The organism is Thermoleptolyngbya sp. M55_K2018_002 (assembly GCF_015295965.1).
Classification (GTDB): domain Bacteria; phylum Cyanobacteriota; class Cyanobacteriia; order Elainellales; family Elainellaceae; genus Thermoleptolyngbya; species Thermoleptolyngbya sichuanensis.
Map to the genome: position 1 here is coordinate 1 of NZ_DVEA01000301.1, position 16,848 is coordinate 16,848.

A 16,848-nucleotide genomic window follows, 5' to 3' on the forward strand; every position below is an offset into this window, starting at 1 on the left:
CAGATTTTGCTTCCTTTAGCAACCCTTACTGAGAATGGTGCAAGATCTCAGTTATACCAAAACCGTCAGAGCAGATTCCGAGTGCCAACCATGCTTGTCCTGGCTGAGATTTAGACCGGCGGCACGGCGGGTAAGGTAGCGTCTTGATCAATGCTTCGGAGGTTGCTGGGATCAATTTCGCCCGTGGTTAAAAACCGGAAGGTTTCTTGATAAAGGCTCTGCCAAAAGCGGTTGCTCATGCCCTGGCTAACTTCGGTGGGGTCTATCATGGGGTGAGGCACGAGGTCTTCCTGCGGATATTGATAAAAGCGATGCCCCTGGCGATCGCCCCCCAGGTTTTGATAAAACTTGCGGTTCGTATCAATGTCGGCTGCGTCTTCGTTTTCCGTTAGCACCATGAAGACAGGCGTGCGGGAAATGCTGCGAACATTTTGCTGCACGTAGGCTTTGCCAAAGCGGGCATTTGCCGTCAGCGTCCCCACCGGAAACCGTAGCGCAGGGTCCCAGCCCAGTTCGCGAATATCCAGCGGCCCCGCCAGTTCCACATACTTGCGCCGCTCTTCGCCGTAGATTTCTAGCAGGGGCGCATAGGCAACCACTCGCGTAATTCGGTCGGGTTGGTCGGCGGCCAGCGCCAGCGCCACTGCACCCCCTACGGACAGGCCCACGGTGAAGATGGGCCCCGGCAGAGAGTCCAGTTCCCGCAGGCGATCGCGGGCATCGGTAAGATAGTGCAGATGCGATGAGATAAAATAGCGGTCAAAGTCAGGATCATTCGGGCGATCGATTGCTTTCAGAATGTCCAGCAGGCGCGGCTCTATCCGCAGCAATCGAGCAATCAGCGCCATCCGCTGCAAATAGCTGGGCCGGGGCAGGTCGCCAGCCGCTTCGGGATTCGTCAAGTTGGCCAGCGATGCTTGCAGCACGGGGTCGGCGGCTACTTTTTCTTTGAGGGGAATAGCAATTTCGGGTTTGAGATCCACCTGACACCAGTTTTTGTCGGGGTTGATGAAGGCGTGGCCGGCAAGGGTGCATTGGTAGACATTTAAACCATTACGAAACAGGTAGTCTGCCAGTCGCCACATCTGGTGCGGCTTGGCGCTGAACCCATGAAACATCATCACCGTGCCGCGAATCGGCTGTTCTGCCTCGTGAAACAGGCAATAGGGATAGGCTCCCTCGCGGCGATCGGGACTGGACTCTATTTTGCGGACGTAGGCGGCGATCGCCTCTCTGGCTTGATTAATCTGGTCGGCTGTGGGGGTGGGGGCAGTTTGCATATTGGGAAAGGGCTGGGGTATCCAACCTTCTGTGAGTCGTCGATGTGAGCCGTCGATGTGAGCCGTCGATGTGAGCCGTTGATGTGAGCCGTTGAGCCGCTCTTATTATCGTCGCCCTGCCAGTTGCAAGCAAATGGGCTGACTCTCCAAGAGGGCGGGGGGATGTGGCTCAGAGGCTTCAGGCGAGGCTCCCATCGCGACATTCTGACTCAATCTGGGAATCCTGAAGGCAGTTCTTTTGCTTTCCCATCGGCGATGCATCTGACCGACCCTGTTTCTGCGCCAGAGTGGGCGCGTGTCCGGGCAACGTTTCAGCAAGTTTGGGGCTATAAGGACTTTCGTTCCCCGCAGGACGACATCGTGCGATCGCTCTTGTTGGGGCAGGATGCGCTGGTGGTGATGCCGACGGGGGGTGGCAAGTCGATTTGCTTCCAGCTTCCGGCCCTGCTGCAAGCGGGGTTGACGCTGGTGGTGTCGCCGCTGGTGGCGCTGATGGAAAACCAGGTGCAGGAATTGCGAGACAAGCGGCTGCCCGCAGCCCTGCTGCATAGCGAACTGCCGCCCCGCCAGCGCCAGCAAACACTGTGGCAGTTGGAACGCGGGCGGCTGCGACTCTTGTATCTGTCGCCGGAGACGCTGCTGAGTGCCTCCGTGTGGAAGCTGCTGAGCCAGCCGCAAGTGCAGCTTCGCGGGCTGATTTTGGATGAGGCGCACTGTCTGGTGCAGTGGGGCGACTCGTTTCGGCCGGCCTATCGGCGGCTGGGAGCGGTGCGGCCAGCGCTACTGGCCCACAAACCCGCAGGAACCTCCCTGGCGATCGCCGCGTTTACCGCCACCGCCGACCCCTCCGCCCAGCGCACCATTCGAGAGGTGTTGGGGCTACAACAGCCGCAGGTCTTTCTGCAAAATCCCTACCGGGCAAACCTGGCGCTGTCGGTGCAAACCGTGTGGAGTCCACGCGGTCGCAGGCGATCGCTCTGGCGATTTATCCGGGCGCGGCGGGGCAAGGCTGGGCTGGTCTACGTGCGATCGCGCCGGGAAGGCGAGGAACTGGCGGACTGGCTAACCCAGGAAGGCTTTCCCACGGCGGCCTACCATGCGGGACTAGACCCAGCTCAGCGGCGACGGATTGAGCAGGCGTGGCTGGGTGGAGAAATGCCGTTTGTGGTTTGCACAAGCGCGTTCGGCATGGGCATTAACCATCCCCACGTCCGCTGGGTGCTGCACTATCACGCGCCCCTGCTGCTCAGCGAGTATGTGCAGGAGGTGGGGCGGGCAGGACGCGACGGCCAACCCGCCGAGGCGCTGACGCTGGTGAGCGATCGCCCCGGTTGGCTGAACCCAGACGATCGCCAGCGGCAGCAGTTTTTTACCGAAAAAGCGCGATCGCAGCACCAAACTGCCCAATCGCTGATCCGCAAGCTGCCCAAAGCAGGGCCCGTAGCCGAGGTGGCCCGCCAGTTTCCCGATGGGGCGATCGCCCTAGCCCTGCTCCACCGCAACGGTCAGTTGGTCTGGGACGATCCGTTTCACTACCGCATCCTGCCTGGCGCGACACCGCAGCCCTTCCAGGCAGACCCCGCCATCCGCCAAATGCAGGACTATCTCTATACCCGCGAGTGTCGCTGGCGGCTGCTGCTGCGGAGCTTTGGCTTTACGAAGGAAGCAGAGGCGCTGCGCTGCCAAACGTGCGATCGCTGTCGGGCTAGCGCATCAGCAGCGTTATAAACAGAATCTTTGGCAAAGGACATCACACGGGACAGGGGTTTTGCTTCAGGAGGGGAAAGCCCAGCGCCTCCCGCTGTTTTAGATAAAGCTGGGCGACCTGCCGCGCCAGCCCGCGAATTTTGAGGATGTAGCGCTGCCGTTCGGTGACAGAAATCACGCCCCGCGCATCCAGCAGGTTAAACGTGTGGGAGCATTTCAGCACATAGTCAAAGGCAGGCAGCACCAGTTCCTTTTCCATCAGCCGGGTGGCCTCTTGCTCAAACTGAGCAAACAGGCTGAACAGGAGATCGGGATTGGACGCTTCAAAGTTGTAGGTGGAGTTTTCGATTTCGCCCTGGAGATGCACATCGCCGTAGGTCAGCGTGTCGTTCCAGCGGATATCAAAAATTGAGTTAACCCCTTGGAGGTACATGGTCAACCGCTCCAGCCCGTAGGTAATCTCGACCGACACGGGATGGCAGTCGATGCCGCCGCACTGCTGAAAGTAGGTGAACTGCGTGACCTCCATGCCGTCTAGCCACACTTCCCAGCCCACGCCCCACGCGCCGACGGCGGCATCTTCCCAGTTGTCTTCTACAAAGCGGATGTCGTGGTCTTCGGGCTGAATGCCGAGCGATCGCAGCGATTCGAGATAAACATCCAGAATGTTATTGGGCGACGGCTTGATCAGCACTTGATATTGGTAATAGTGCTGCACGCGGTTGGGGTTTTCGCCGTAGCGTCCGTCTCCTGGCCGGCGGCAGGGTTCCACATAGGCAACCGACCATGGCTCTGGCCCGATCGCCCTCAAGAACGTGTGGGGGCTTTTGGTTCCTGCGCCCTTTTCGGTGTCGTAGGGTTGCACAATCAAACAGCCGCGATCGCTCCAAAACTGATGCAGTGTGGAAATAACAGACTGAAAATTCACAAGTCCAGCGTCCGGTAACGGGTCGATTCAGATTCTACTACCTAGAGAGCGCTTGGATGGAGGGACGGAGGGACAGGGAGAGAAGGGGAGGGACAAAAAAGGAAGAACGAAAAAGGAAGAACGAAAAAAGGAAAACAGAACCTCTTCGCTCTCCATTCTTCTCTCTTCTTTCTTCCTTTACACTCCTCCTGACATTTCGGTACAATAGCAGACTGGACTATTTGGGAAGGCTCATGGCGAAACGGATTCAGTTGGTTCTTAATCAAGATGTAAGCAAGCTGGGCAAGGCGGGCGATTTGGTCGAGGTGGCTCCTGGCTATGCCCGCAATTACCTGCTGCCGCAAGGATTGGCCGTGCATACGACCCCTGGCATTTTGAAGCAGGTGGAGCGGCGGCGCGAATTGGAGCGTCAGCGCCTGATCGAGCTAAAGAAAGAGGCGGATGTGATCAAAGCCAAGCTAGAGAAGCTGTCTGGCCTGGCGATCGCCAAGCAGGTCGGAGAAAAGGACGCAATTTTCGGCTCGGTGACGGATCGGGAAGTGGCAGAGGTGCTGCAAGCGGCGATCGGTCAAGAAGTGGATCGGCGCGGCATTACGGTGCCCGAAGTCCGCAAGCTGGGCACCTACAAGGTGGATATCAAGCTGCATCCCGAAGTGACCGCTACGGTAGACATTGAGGTGGTGCCTGCGGACGCAGAGGCGTAAAGATTTGGATAAGTCATTGGACAGTACATGAGTACTCTGCGAGAATAGTCGCAGAGTATTTTTTTGATTTTTTATTTTTTGATCCTTTTCCTGTGAATTCTCTGCCCGGGGCGCTGCGGCGAAGCATTCGCTAGATTGGCGGAGATCGCCGCCGGGAACCAACCCAATCAACCCCAAATCGAGTCCCGAATCCAACCCCAAATCTAGCCCGTTTTTTGGCGATCGCCCCCTTGCCGACTCTATCTATAGGGGTACAATAGCGATCACCTCCTGCACCACCTCCTACAGGTAGGATCTCGAGGGATTACTCTAAACTCGTTTCTGCAACCCTGTTCTCGTCGCTCTGCTTGCTGCCCTGCTCCTGCCGCCCTGCCCTATGGTTCAAGAACTGAACTTTCAAGCCTACAGCGATCGCCTCCCCCCGCAAAACATCGATGCAGAGGAAGCCATTCTAGGCGGCATCCTGCTCGACCCGGAGGCGCTGGGTCGCGTCGCGGAGTTGCTGCGCCCCGAAGCCTTCTACATTTCCGCCCACCAGGAAATCTATCGCGCCGCGCTGGCGCTCCAGAGCGAAGGACGACCCACCGACCTGATGAGCGTCACCAGCTACCTCAACGACCACAACAAGCTCGACAAAATCGGCGGGCAGAGCCGCATTGCCCAACTGGTGGATCGCACCGTCAGCGCTGTCAACATCGACCAATACGCCCACCTCGTAACGGACAAATACCTGCGCCGCCGGATGATTCAGGCTGGCAACGAGGTCGCCTATCTGGGCTACGAAACCAGCACCCCTCTGGAGCAGGTGCTAGACCAGGCTGAACAAAAAATTTTCAACATTACGCAATCCCGCCCCAACCAGAGCCTCACAGCCACCTCCGATATCCTCACGGCGACCTTTTCCGACATCGAAAGTCGCTCCCTGGGGCTGGTGCTGCCGGGGATTTCCTGCGGCTTCTATGACCTGGATGCGATGACCCAGGGCTTTCAGCGGTCAGACCTAATCATCGCTGCGGGACGGCCGGCCATGGGCAAAACCAGCTTTTGTCTCAACATTGCCCGCAACATTGCTGCCTTTCACAAGCTGCCCGTTGCCATTTTTAGCCTAGAAATGTCGAAGGAGCAGTTGGTTTATCGCCTGCTGTCGAGCGAAGCGCAGATCGAGAGCGGACGGCTGCGGGCAGGGCGGGTCAGCCAGGATGAATGGGAGCCACTGGGCTACGCGATTAGTGCCCTCTCCCAGATGCCGATTTTCATCGACGACACGCCCGATATTTCCGTCACCGAGATGCGCTCGAAGGTGCGGCGGCTCCAGGCAGAACAGGGCGGGGCGCTGGGGCTAGTGCTAATCGACTATCTGCAACTGATGGAGGGCAGCGGCAGCGAAAACCGCGTGCAGGAACTCTCTCGCGTGACGCGGGCGCTGAAGGGTTTGGCGCGGGAATTGAGCGTGCCCGTGATCGCGCTGTCACAGTTGAGTCGGGGAGTGGAATCGCGCACCAACAAGCGCCCGATGATGAGCGATTTGCGGGAATGCGTAACGGGCGAAACGCTGGTGTGGCTGGCGGATGGTCGCCGCATCCCGATCCGGGAGTTGGTCGGTCAAACCCCAGAGGTGATTAGTCTTGGTGACCGGGGTCGCCTAGTGGCTGCTAAGGCAGATTTAGTCTGGGAAGTTGGGGTTAAGCCCGTCTTCAAACTGACGACTGCAACGGGTAGAACGATTAGAGCAACTGGTAAGCACAGGCTTTACACATTTGATGGCTGGCAATCGCTTCAGGATTTGCGGGTGGGCGATCGCCTCGCACTTGCAAACCATATGCCTCGTCTGACTCAAGCGGCGATCGCCTGGCCAGATCTCCAGGTGGTCTTACTGGCCCATTTGATTGGAGACGGTAGCTACGTTTCCCATCAGCCCTTGCGCTACACAACAGGCTCAGAAGAAAACTCAGCAATTGTAAAAGCTGCCGCTGAATCGTTTGGCTGTCAGGTCAATCGCCATCCAGGGCGGGGAAATTGGCATCAGCTTGTCATTTCAGGCAATGGCAATCGCTGGCATCTAGAGGGGGTGGGGCAGTGGCTAAAAGCCTTAGGAATTTTTGGGCAGCGCTCAGCAAGCAAGCGGATTCCTCAGGCGATTTTTCAACTTCCTGATGAGCAAATTGCGCTGTTTTTGCGCCATCTCTGGGCAACTGATGGCTGCATCAGCAGTTCTTTAAGTCCTGATGGACGTAAGTACAAGGCCACCATTTTCTTTGCAACGGTAAGCGAAGGGTTGGCCCGAGACGTAGCGGCTCTTCTGCTGCGGCTAGGAATTTTTAGCCAAATCCGTTGGACAAAATCCAATTGCTATAACGTTCAGATTTACGGTAAAACTCAACAACTCAAGTTTCTAGAAACTGTAGGCGCGTTTGGGCCTAGGGTCGAACCTGCGGCCGTGGTGATGCGAGAACTGGCGCATCGAGGCAAAGCGAATCCCAACAGAGATACGCTGCCAGCACAGGTTTTTGAACAGATTAAGCAAGACATGAAAGATCAGGGCATTTCTCAACGCCAGATGGCATCCCTGAGAGGAACATCCTATGGTGGCTCCGCGCACTTCAAGTTTTCCCCCACTCGCGATGTGGTTTTAACCTATGCCGACATTTTGAACAACACGGCGCTCAAGGAAATTGCAACTGCCGATTTATTTTGGGATGCGATAACGTCTATTGAGCCAGATGGAGAGGAGATGGTTTACGATCTGACCGTTCCTGGCCCTGCTTCTTGGATGGCAGATGGGTTGGTCTCTCATAATTCTGGCGCAATTGAGCAGGATGCTGACCTAATCATCATGCTCTATCGCGACGAATACTATAATCCCGACACCCCCGATCGCGGCATTTCCGAAATTATCATCACCAAGCATCGTAACGGCCCGGTGGGCACAGTGAAGCTGCTGTTTGAGCCACAGTTTACCCGCTTCCGCAACCTGGCCGCGCCGGGGCGGGGTTAGACTTGGGGATTTTGGGCAGCGGGGTCAGGGGTTAGAAATTTGCGGTTATCGTGAAGACTCTGATTATGCACGTTATGCAGGTGTTTTTTGCGATGCCGTTTGCCGCCTGCGCTGTCTGGATCTCTCTCCCCCTAATTGCTCATGAACCCGTTTGGACAATCCCTGCTGGATAGCCTGGGCGATCGCCTCCTAGAGTCCCTCAGCACGCCGCTACAAACCTGGCTGGCCGCCCACCCGATCGCGCAATGGCTAGTGATGCATCCCCTCTGGGCTTTGGGGCTGATAGTAGGGGCGATCGCGCTGCTGGTAGGTCTCCTCGGCGCAATTGGGCGGCTCACGGAAAACCTCTGGCTGCGGCTATTTCAGGTGCCGCTATGGCTATTCGCGTCCATTTTTGGCGGCGGATTCCAGCTTGCAAAGCGCCTGTCACAATCCTCGACCCGACACCCCCGAAAAACTGACTCAGACAACCCCACCCAGCAGCTTGACCAGATTCTCGCCCGGCTGACGGAACTGCGCCGCGAAGAGGAGCAATTGCTGGTGGAACTGAAAACCCTGGTTGCGGAAGCTGGCTCAGAAGCAAACCACGTCTAGGCGTTTGTCCCTGTCAGATCTTTGTCCCTGTCAGGGTCGCACGACAGTCGCACTACAATGGCCTCAACCGTCCGCTTTCCGCCGAACCCCATGAGTATCCCATGAGTACCCTATGACGACGCTCCGCATTCACGCTGAACTGACACCGCTGACCGTGGAGTTGCCTGCTCAGATGTCGCTAGGTCTGGAGCAGTTTCACGAGCTATGCCGTGCTAACCCCGACTTGCGAATCGAGCGCAGCGCCACCAGAGTCGTAATGATTATGCCCCCTTACCCTTTCTGATAGTGGAAACCGAAACGCCAAAATCAGCCAGCAGCTTTGCAACTGGAATGACGAGACAGAATTGGGAGAATGCTTTGATTCCAGCACGGGGTTTACGCTGCCCAATGGGGCTATTCGATCGCCCGATGCGGCGTGGATTCGGCTGGAGCGCTGGAACGCGCTGAGGGATGAACAACAGGCCTCCGTTGCTCCGATTTGCCCTGATTTTGTAGTGGAGTTGCGGTCTGCGAGCGATCGCCTCAACCTGCTGCAAGACAAGATGCAGGAGTATCTCGACAACGGCGCAAGCCTGGGCTGGCTGATCGATCGCCCTGGCCGCACAGTGTATGTGTATCAGCGCGATCGCCCGGTACAGGTCTTGGAAAATCCAGAAACGCTCAGGGGTGACCCTGTGCTGCCGGGGTTTGCGCTGCGTCTCGAAAAGATTTGGTGACGGGCAAGCGCCACGGCTGCATCTTTCTTGCATCTTTCTCAGGACGGCTCTCTGAGCGTTGCTCCAACCTTCTAGGCAGAGCGAACCATAATGCTTAAAAAATGCTTAAGATTATGGAGAGCTTTACACGAATTCATGACCGACTGTAACGGATGAGTGTTGGCCAGGTTCATCGCGCTCCTATCACCGCGCTCTATCACAAGGTCACTCATGCTGCGTTTAGAACACATCAGCAAAATCTATCCTACGGGCGAAGTTCTGAAGGATATCAACTGGGAGGTGAAACCGGGCGATCGCGTCGGTTTGGTAGGGGTCAACGGCGCGGGCAAATCGACCCAGCTCAAGATCATCGCGGGCGAAATGGAGCCAACCACGGGAGAAATCATCCGCCCCGCCAGCCTGCACATCGCCTATCTGACCCAAGAATTTGAGGTCGATCCCAGCCGCACGGTGCGCGACGAGTTTTGGCGAGCCTTTGCCGAAGTGAACCAGATCCACGAAGGGCTGATCGACGTTCAGCACCAGATGCAGACCGCTTCGCCAGAAGAACTAGACGACCTGATCCACCAGCTTGATCGGCTCCAGCGCAAGTTTGAAGCGATGGACGGCTATGGGCTAGAGGCCAAGATTGAAAAAATCCTGCCGGAAATGGGGTTCGCAGCCGAAGATGGCGATCGCCCCGTCAGCGCCTTCAGCGGCGGCTGGCAGATGCGAATGAGCTTGGGCAAAATCTTGCTGCAATCGCCCGATTTGCTCCTGCTGGACGAACCGACCAACCACCTCGACCTGGAAACCATCGAGTGGCTGGAAACCTACCTCAAGGGGCTGACCACGCCGATGGTGATTGTCTCCCACGACCGGGAGTTTCTCGATCGCCTTTGCACGCAGATTGTCGAAACCGAGCGCGGCGTGTCCACCACCTACCTGGGCAACTACACCGCCTATCTCCAGCAAAAGGAAGAAGCCCAACTGGCGCAGCTTTCTGCCTACGAGCGGCAGCAGAAGGAACTGGAGAAGCAGCAGGCCTTCGTCGATCGGTTTCGCGCCAGCGCCACCCGCAGCACCCAGGCCAAGAGCCGCGAAAAACAGCTTGAAAAAATCGAGCGGATCGATGCGCCGACGGGCAGCGTGCGGCCGCTCCAGTTTCGCTTCCCCCCTGCACCCCGCAGCGGCCGCGAAGTGGTGATGATTCAAGACCTGACCCACACCTACGAAGACAAGATTCTGTTTTTGGGGGCAAATCTGCTGATCGAGCGGGGCGATCGCATCGCGTTTCTCGGCCCCAACGGCTGCGGCAAGTCCACACTGCTGCGGCTGATCATGGGCATGGAGCAGCCCACCGATGGCAAAGTGGCCCTCGGCGACCACAACGTGATCCCCGGCTATTTTGAGCAAAATCAGGCGGAGGCGTTGGATCTCAGCAAAACCGTGATGGACACGATCCACGACGAAGTGCCTGACTGGAGCAACGAGGAAGTGCGGACGCTGCTGGGGCGTTTTCTGTTTAGCCAGGACATGGTGTTCAAAAAAGTAGAAGCCCTCAGCGGCGGCGAAAAGGCGCGGCTGGCCCTGGCCAAAATGCTGCTGCGCCCGGTGAATTTGATGATTTTGGACGAGCCGACCAACCACCTCGACATTCCCGCCAAGGAAATGCTGGAGGAGGCGATTCAAAACTACGACGGCACGCTGATTGTGGTGTCCCACGATCGCTACTTCATTTCTCAGGTAGCCACCAAAATTGTCGAGGTGCGTGACGGAGAATTGCGGCTCTATCGTGGCGATTATCACTATTACCTGGAAAAAGTCGCGGAGGAGCGAGAACGAGCTAGGTTGGAGGCGATCGCCGCCGAAAAAGCTGCCAAAGCCGCCGCCAAGCGCGACAAGCAGAAACAGAAAATGAAAGCCAAAAAAGAATCGTCTTAGACGGGCGATCGCCACCGTAAAGGTGCGAGTCGTGAGGTTGCGTTCTGCCTAAATGAAATAGAGGGCATCAGTACAGGGATCAGAGATTAACATGACGCAATTCAAGAATCTGGTCAAACTGGGGATCGCAATCCGTAGCGAATTGACCGTTGATTACTACAGTTGATTGCCAGTGATTGCTAATGATTGCTAATGATTGCTAATCGGTTGAATAACAGTTTCTTGTGCTTGAAGCGCAATGATTTTGTGGCGGGAAATCCAAGTCAGCTTAATCCTGAGAATCTCCAGGACAAAACCGAGATCGATAGTGTTGCTTTATCAGTTTAGCTAGTTTTGTAATGCCCCATACACGCAGAGAGACGTGAGAGTTCACAGCCGGTTTCTTAACCAGTCCTTAAGTCGATCTAGGGGCTGATACCCTAGATACAGAGAGCATGTCAGCCTTTCAAAACTTGAGCATTGCAGTATTTTCTGGATGTGCTGAGAATTGAGAACCCCGTCTTAACTGGCAGCAAGACAGGATAGAGTCATCTGTAATCCGCTTGGGTGAAATTACTCAGGAAAACTACTCAATTCCTTACATAAGCTCCATAAAAATCTTTTTCCTGATGGAGTTAGGTGATTTTTAAGAATTGGGTGATATTATTGCTGGAAAATTTGCATTACTCATGTAAGTATTTACATACTCAATTGTTTTAAGCGCTGAATTCTGTTCCCAACTGTTCCTAATCTACTGTTCTTAATCTGTTGTCATTCAGGCGATTCTCATGGCACAAGCGCCAATCTCTCCAGTGGTACTGGTCATTCTAGATGGGTGGGGCTATCGTCCCAGCGATGACGGCAATGCGATCGCCGCCGCCCAAACGCCCGTGATGGATAGCCTCTGGGCGGCCTATCCCCATACCCTGCTGCAAGCCTCTGGCAAGAGCGTAGGGCTGCCCGAAGGGCAAATGGGCAACTCCGAAGTCGGGCACCTGAACATTGGCGCGGGGCGCGTCGTTCCCCAGGAACTCGTCCGCATCAGCGACGCGGTTGAAGACGGCACAATTCTCAGCAACTCTGCCCTACTCAAGGCCTGCGAAGCCGTGCGCCAGAGCAGTGGCAAGCTGCATCTAGTGGGTCTATGTTCCGACGGTGGCGTGCATTCTCACCTCAGCCATCTGTCGGGGCTGCTGGAACTGGCTAAGGAGCAGAATATCTCGGACGTGTGCATTCATGTCATCACCGACGGGCGAGACACCAAGCCCACGGATGGACTCGCAGCCCTGGAAACGATCCAGCGCTATATTGACGAAATTGGGGTAGGGCGGATTGTCACCCTCAGCGGGCGCTACTACAGCATGGATCGCGATCGCCGCTGGGAGCGCACCCAAGCCGCCTATGACCTGATGACCCAGGACGGCGAGGGCGACGGTCGTACAGCGCTGGAAGTGCTGCAAGCCTCCTACGCCGAAAACGTGACGGATGAGTTTGTTAAGCCGACGCGGATTGCGCCTGGAGCCGTCAGCGAGGGCGATGGGGTCATCTTCTACAACTTCCGTCCCGACCGGGCGCGTCAACTGACTCAGGTCTTTGTTGATCCCAACTTCAGCGGGTTCGAGCGGACGCAAATTCCCAACCTGACGTTTGTCACCTTCACCCAATACGACCCCGCTTTCCCGGTGCTGGTCGCCTTCTTGCCGCAAGATTTCAACAACATTCTGGGTGAAGTGATTTCTCGCAATGGGCTGCGCCAGTTTCGCACCTCAGAAACCGAGAAATACGCCCACGTCACCTACTTCTTTAACGGCGGCATTGAGGAACCCTTTGAGGGCGAAGACCGCGCCATGGTGCCCAGCCCCCAAGTGCCCACCTACGACAGTGCGCCTACGATGTCGGCCGAAGCCGTGACCGATGGGGCGATCGCCGCCATTGAAAAGGGCATCTATGGGCTGATCGTCATTAACTACGCCAACCCCGACATGGTGGGGCACACGGGCAAAATGGAGGCTGCGATTCAGGCAGTCGAGACGGTCGATCGCTGTGTGGGGCGGCTGCTGGAAGCCATTGGCAGAGCAGGCGGCACTGCGCTGATCACCGCCGATCATGGCAACGCCGAAGTCATGCTGGACGAGGAGGGGCATCCCTGGACGGCCCACACGACCAATCCAGTGCCCTTCATTTTGGTCGAGGGTGAAAAGCGGAAGATTCCTGGCCACGGCACCGATGTCGTGCTGCGCGATGGTGGCATCTTGGCAGACATTGCGCCGACTATTCTGGAAATTTTGCGGATTCCCCAGCCTGTGGAAATGACAGGTCAGTCGCTGATCGAACCCGTCGGCTTTGACGTGCGCCAGAACCGGACTCCGGTGCGCGTTTCCCTGTAGAGGACGTAGAGGTGGAGTCGGGAGGGTGCGGCTTGGGCGATCGCCCCTATGGCCCTCCTGTCGCACTGCCCCTATCGAACTGCCCCTATCTCATTACTCGGAGGCAGGCCGTTCTCACAGCGCTAAACTCTCGATAGAATAGAGCTTGGCCGAATTTTTTGGTCGAGTTTTTAAAGTCGGGCAAGCTCCAGTTCCGCAGCACTCTAGCGACTGGAGTTTTGCTCCGACCGCTGATCCCTAACCTTTAACCCCTCATGACCCTCGTTTCTATTGTTCAAATCATTTGGGCGATTTCTGCCGTTGGACTGATTGTGCTGGTGCTGCTGCATAGCCCCAAGGGCGATGGGCTGGGCGGGCTGGGCGGACAGGCGCAACTGTTTACCAGCACCAAGAGCGCGGAAACCACGCTGAACCGAGTCACCTGGACGCTGACGGTCTTGTTTATTGGGCTGACGATTGTGCTGAGCGCCAAGTGGCTGGCGTAGGGATGGTCAGCGGCAGAGTCAGCCTCAGAGCTAGGTTCAGAGCTAGGGCGTGTTTTGAAACCCTTTGATCCCCCCCCCCCCCCCCCTAAAAAGGGGGGAACCGAGCCGAACCACTCCGGAGGTTCCCTTATTGAGAAGGATTTAAGGGGGATCGACTCAAGGCAATCAACGACCTAGAAAGTTTTAAGACACTGCCTAGGTTCAGAGCTAGACCTGGCAACTGTAAAGGGCGCTTGTAAGGGGCGGTGACGATGGGGCGATCGCCCTATTTTTCAGGGGTCGTGTCGTAGGTCAGTTGGTCGGAGACATACCGCTGCGGTTCGACATGAATTGTCGTTCGCACCGGGCTAAACGCATCTTCCAGTGCCGCTTCGACGGCTTCGGTAATGTCGTGGGCCGTGTCTACATCCTCGGCATTCACCACCAGATGCATTTCGATAAACACCTGCCGCCCTACGACCCCCCGCGAGGCGATGCTGTGGCAGTTCACCACGCCCGGAACCTGGGTGACAATGGCGTGAATCTTTTCAGGGGCGATCGCCATTTCATCCACCAGCCAGGGCAAGTTTTCCTTCAAGACCTGCCAACCACTCCAAAAGACCAGCAGCGCCACCGGAAACGCCAGCGCCACATCTAGCCACTGCACCCCCAACACCCACACACCCAACAGTCCAGCCATCACCGTAATCGTCACCCAGACATCGCTCATGGTGTGGCGGGCATCAGCCAGCAGGATGGGGCTGCCAATGCGCTCTCCCACGCGCCGTTCATAAAATGTGACAAAAATATTGATGCCCAGCACCAGCAGCAAGAGCCACAACTCCCAGCCTTCCAAGATCAGCGGTTCGCCGCCGCCCAAGATGCGAGTGATGGCCCCCTGCAAAATTTCAAAACAGGCAATTCCCAAAAATGCGCTGATCCCCAGTGCCCCCACCGCTTCAAACTTTTGATGGCCGTAGGGATGGCTGCGGTCGGGATAGGGAGACGAGAATCGACTGGCGACCAGCCCCAGGATGTTGTTGGCGGAGTCGGTGACGCTGTGGAGCGCGTCGGCCAGCAGGCTGAGGGAACCCGTCAAAAATCCCACAGTCGCCTTTAGCGCCATCACTAGCAGATTCAGTCCCAGCGTGATCAGCAGAACACGGCGCACGGTGGCGCGATGGTCTTGGCGAGTCATAGGCGGTACAGTAGGCAGAAATTACGCAGAAATTACGCAGAAATTACGCAGAGATACTAACGCGCTTTGGCGTACTTTGGACGTTGAGGCGCTTCGAGAAACGTAACGCTCTGGCTAGGGGGCGATCGCCCGCTGACCACCTGCTGATTGTTATTATGAGGGTAATCTTGTAACCAGATGAAAACTCTGACTACAAACCCAAGCCCTCTGGTTGTCAGGCTTTGCGCTGAGTTGCCCTCCAACCCTCAACGGAGCAACGATTCTTGTCTTGCTATCAGTTGCTATCAGTCTTCTAAACCGGGTTACTGGACTCTCCGCACAGGGTAAATCCCTGCCAGGACGGGTTTTACTGTTCGCACCTCACCATCTGTACCTGGTCAGTTGTACCTAGCCCGTTGCATCTAGCCCCCTCGCATCTATCCAAGGATCTTCCAATGACGAAGCAAATTATCAAGATCACCGACAGTCGTGCTGTCTTGAAGCGTCGTCCCGTCTATGTCGGTCATCTGCCGCAACATGAGCAATATAAAGTAGACGCGGGCGCTGAGTATGAAATTCAGTCCTACGCCTATGCTGACTCAGCGGGAGATTTTGACGAACACATCAAGTTTGCGCTCAAGGAAGGCAACCTCGGCGGATTCAACACCTGGTACGTCTATAATCGCTTTGCCGAAGTGCTGTCGGATGGTGAAGTGGTGTATCCCATCGAAGAGCAAACCGCCGCACAGATTTTAGAAATCACCCAAGATACGGTCATCAAGCGTCGCCCCGTGCCCATAGAAGAACTCACCGAAGAAGAAATCTTCAAAGTTCCCAAAGGCATGACCTTTGACCTTCATTCCTACGCCTACGCCGATGCCAGCGGTAGCTTGCAAGGGCATATTCGCTTTGCCATCAACAATCCAGAGCAATATATTCGTGGCATCAGCCTGTGGCATGTGTCGGATCGGCAGGCCCAGGAGTATTCCTCTTCGGTCATACCTTTCCAGGCGAAGACTGGGATGCCCTTAGCGGCAATGGCGGCGGCGGCTCCGGCGGCGGCTGCACCCAAAACCTTTTCTGGCAAGGAAATCAAGCTTGTTGGAAATCGGGGCACCGTCTATTCTGACCAGCCGATTATCCCCAACGGCTCTTTTACATGGGGCGAGGCGACCCACAACTGCACGCGCCTGCCCCAAACGGCTGAGCATGTGGAGAACATGGTGAAACTGGCGACGCAGCTTGAAAAAGCCCGCCAGCAAATCGGCAAGCCCTTCCGGATTACCTCTTGGTATCGTCCAGAGCCATTTAACTCCAAAGCAGGCGGAGCGCGGCGCAGCCAGCATCTCGGCGGGGGGGCAGTGGATATCGTCGTGCAGGGCTATATGGGGGCAGATCTGGCGAAAATGCTGGTGGGCTGGTGGCCGGGTGGCTTGGGCATTTATGCGGGCAACCGACGGCATATTCTGCATCTTGACGTGGGCGTGAAACGCAAGTGGGGCTTTTGATGACGCAACTGAGATTAAATTTGGTGGAAGGGTCGGTGTCGTTTAGCTTTTCGCCAGCAGCCGCGCAGGAGCTTAAGGGGGCGATCGCCACGCTGCTGGAACACCTGAAGGCAGTTTCCGCTAGCAGCACCGGCAGCCGTCCCAGTCCCAAGCCATCAATGGAATATCAGCATACGGGCGAGGTGTTTTTAGAAATTTTCTGCAACCCCAACATCTGGCCCAGCCCCTTTGCGGCGAAGGTGCTGGTGACGGTGCGCGACGACCGCATCCGGCTGACGACCGAAGCCGAACTAACGCGCCTGCTAGAGGATGTGAACGAGTATTTGGGGGTTGAGGGGTAGAGGCTGGATTTTGGGTTTTAGATTTTGGATTTCAGGGCCGCTGCGCTGGAGGCAATTGAGTGGCGCTGCGGTTTAGAGGTTGGGTTTTAGGGTTGGGGTTTTGGGCTTGGGGTTTTGGGCTTGGGGTTTTGGAAGCCCTACAGAG

General features: G+C 56.5%; 12 protein-coding genes and 2 pseudogenes. 10 read left to right on the forward strand and 4 right to left on the reverse strand.

The features are described 5' to 3' along the window. Positions 1–110 precede the first annotated feature (110 nt). Positions 111–1,280 (reverse strand): alpha/beta hydrolase, encoded by a 1,170-nt coding sequence (locus IGS51_RS15240; protein WP_297079482.1) that lies wholly within the window; start codon positions 1,278–1,280, stop codon positions 111–113. Positions 1,281–1,535: 255 nt separating this feature from the next. Between IGS51_RS15240 and IGS51_RS15245 the strand changes: the two genes are divergently transcribed. Then, positions 1,536–3,008, forward strand: coding sequence for an ATP-dependent DNA helicase RecQ (locus IGS51_RS15245; protein ID WP_297079484.1), 1,473 nt, complete (start codon positions 1,536–1,538; stop codon positions 3,006–3,008). Positions 3,009–3,030: 22 nt separating this feature from the next. On the opposite strand, the gene glyQ is transcribed toward IGS51_RS15245, so the two are convergent. Further along, the gene (glyQ, locus tag IGS51_RS15250; RefSeq protein ID WP_297079486.1) at positions 3,031–3,915 is read right to left on the reverse strand and encodes a glycine--tRNA ligase subunit alpha; all 885 of its coding nucleotides are present in this window, start codon (positions 3,913–3,915) and stop codon (positions 3,031–3,033) included. 233 nt (positions 3,916–4,148) lie between these two features. Here glyQ and rplI point away from each other — a divergent pair, with 233 nt between their 5' ends. The 7 genes and pseudogenes from rplI (at position 4,149) to secG (ending at position 13,698) form a co-directional block, all read left to right on the forward strand. Continuing rightward, positions 4,149–4,619 carry a 50S ribosomal protein L9 gene (rplI, locus tag IGS51_RS15255; protein ID WP_297079487.1) on the forward strand — a complete coding sequence of 157 codons (471 nt, stop codon included), beginning with the start codon at positions 4,149–4,151 and terminating at the stop codon, positions 4,617–4,619. Positions 4,620–4,995: 376 nt separating this feature from the next. Beyond that, positions 4,996–7,614: a replicative DNA helicase gene (locus tag IGS51_RS15260; protein ID WP_297079490.1), complete on the forward strand. Its 2,619-nt coding sequence runs from the start codon at positions 4,996–4,998 to the stop codon at positions 7,612–7,614. Between the two features lie 141 nt (positions 7,615–7,755). Next, positions 7,756–8,208 carry a hypothetical protein gene (locus IGS51_RS15265; RefSeq protein ID WP_297079492.1) on the forward strand — a complete coding sequence of 151 codons (453 nt, stop codon included), beginning with the start codon at positions 7,756–7,758 and terminating at the stop codon, positions 8,206–8,208. 112 nt (positions 8,209–8,320) lie between these two features. Then, positions 8,321–8,924: pseudogene (locus tag IGS51_RS15270) on the forward strand (Uma2 family endonuclease). Between the two features lie 210 nt (positions 8,925–9,134). After that, a complete protein-coding gene (abc-f, locus tag IGS51_RS15275) occupies positions 9,135–10,847 on the forward strand; it encodes a ribosomal protection-like ABC-F family protein (protein WP_297079493.1) in 1,713 nt (570 codons plus the stop codon). Positions 10,848–11,614: 767 nt separating this feature from the next. Beyond that, positions 11,615–13,213: a 2,3-bisphosphoglycerate-independent phosphoglycerate mutase gene (gene gpmI, locus IGS51_RS15280; RefSeq protein ID WP_297079495.1), complete on the forward strand. Its 1,599-nt coding sequence runs from the start codon at positions 11,615–11,617 to the stop codon at positions 13,211–13,213. Positions 13,214–13,467: 254 nt separating this feature from the next. Next, positions 13,468–13,698 carry a preprotein translocase subunit SecG gene (gene secG, locus IGS51_RS15285; protein WP_172354524.1) on the forward strand — a complete coding sequence of 77 codons (231 nt, stop codon included), beginning with the start codon at positions 13,468–13,470 and terminating at the stop codon, positions 13,696–13,698. A 265-nt stretch (positions 13,699–13,963) separates the two neighbouring features. Here secG and IGS51_RS15290 read toward each other — a convergent pair whose 3' ends face one another. Together IGS51_RS15290 and IGS51_RS22390 are read right to left on the reverse strand one after the other, a co-directional pair. Next, the gene (locus IGS51_RS15290; RefSeq protein WP_297079497.1) at positions 13,964–14,875 is read right to left on the reverse strand and encodes a cation diffusion facilitator family transporter; all 912 of its coding nucleotides are present in this window, start codon (positions 14,873–14,875) and stop codon (positions 13,964–13,966) included. 955 nt (positions 14,876–15,830) lie between these two features. Next, positions 15,831–15,905: pseudogene (locus IGS51_RS22390) on the reverse strand (adenosylhomocysteinase); the annotation flags it as partial. Between IGS51_RS22390 and IGS51_RS15300 the strand changes: the two are divergent. Then, positions 15,892–16,362, forward strand: coding sequence for a D-Ala-D-Ala carboxypeptidase family metallohydrolase (locus IGS51_RS15300; RefSeq protein WP_297079503.1), 471 nt, complete (start codon positions 15,892–15,894; stop codon positions 16,360–16,362). The pseudogene IGS51_RS22390 and the gene IGS51_RS15300 overlap by 14 nt on opposite strands. Beyond that, complete coding sequence (locus IGS51_RS15305; RefSeq protein ID WP_297079499.1) at positions 16,362–16,703, forward strand: hypothetical protein; 342 nt, start codon at positions 16,362–16,364, stop codon at positions 16,701–16,703. Before IGS51_RS15300 ends, IGS51_RS15305 begins: the two co-directional genes overlap by 1 nt. Positions 16,704–16,848 lie beyond the last annotated feature (145 nt).